Below are 1,342 nucleotides of genomic sequence, written 5' to 3'. Positions count from 1 at the left end.
CCACGCCTTCGTCCTTCAGGGTCTGGACGGCGTCGTGGAAGCGGACGGTGCCACGCAACTGACCCACCCAGTACTCGGGATCCGTCAGCCGACCCGGAACAACCAGCCCACCCGACACCGTGGACACCAACGGAACCACCGGATCACTCAGCTCAAGACCCGCCACCGTCCCACGGAACTCCTCCAGCACACCATCCATGTGCGACGAATGAAACGCATGACTCACCCGCAACCGCGACGTACGCCACCCCCGCCCACGCCACCGCTCCACCAACCCCTCCAGCACACCCGCATCACCCGACACCACAACAGACTCCGGCCCATTGACCGCAGCCACATCAACCCCACCCACACCCACCAGATCCTCCACCACATCCCGCTCCGCAGCACCCACCGCAACCATCGCCCCATCACCACGCGCCGCACCCATCAACCGACCCCGCGCCACCACCAACCGCACCGCATCCCCCAACGACATCACACCCGCAACATGCGCAGCCGCAATCTCACCGATCGAATGCCCCGCCACATAATCCGGCCGCACACCCCACCCCTGCAACACCCGGAACAACGCCACCTCCACCGCGAACAACGCCGGCTGCGTGTACTCCGTCCGATCCAGCAGACCCGCATCCACCTCACCCTCGACAGCAAACATCACCCCCCGCAACGGACGCTCCAACAACCCGTCGAAGTACGCGCACACCTCATCCAACGCCGCAGCAAACTCCGGAACACCCGCCGCCAACCCACGACCCATCCCCCACCACTGCGCACCCTGACCCGAGAAGACAAAGCCCAGTCGTCCGGTGCGGGTGCGGGTCTGTGTCACCACGCCCGGATGGGGCGCGTCGGTGGCCAGCGCCCGCAGGGCTGCGAGCTGTTCGTCCCGGTCGCGGCCGGCGACGACGGCTCCCGCCTCCAGCAGTGCCCTGCTGGACACCAGCGACCAGGCGACATCCGTCCTGTCCGCCGTGTTCAGCAGACCACGACGCTCGATGTGTTCGGCCAGGCGAACCGCCTGGGCACGCACCGCTTCCGTCGTACGCCCCGACAGGATCCACGGCGCCACCGCGCCAGTGCCCTTGTCCGGCCCGGCCTGCTCCGCCCCTTCCGCGGATTCCGCGGGCGCTGCCTCCAGGATCACGTGTGCGTTGGTCCCGCCCAGGCCGAAGGAGGAGACGGCGGCGCGCAGGGGCCGGTCACCGGCGGACGCCCACGGACGCTCCTCGACGAGCAGCTCCATACCCGCCCGCTCCCAGTCCACATGCGGAGTCGGCTCGTCGACGTGCAACGTACGCGGCATGACACCGTGCCGCATCGCCTGCACCATCTTGATCAC

General features: G+C 68.3%; 1 protein-coding gene. It reads right to left on the bottom strand.

What is annotated here, in order from left to right; translation table 11 throughout:
- Positions 1 to 1,342, bottom strand: a 1,342-nt coding sequence (locus tag HZS56_RS37770; RefSeq protein ID WP_216725320.1) for an acyltransferase domain-containing protein, incomplete at both ends; no start/stop codon positions are given.

The organism is Streptomyces mayonensis, assembly GCF_018982965.1.
Lineage (GTDB): Bacteria > Actinomycetota > Actinomycetes > Streptomycetales > Streptomycetaceae > Streptomyces > Streptomyces mayonensis.
The sequence above is the reverse complement of the archived record's forward strand: the minus strand, read 5'-3'. Positions and strand labels throughout refer to the sequence as shown.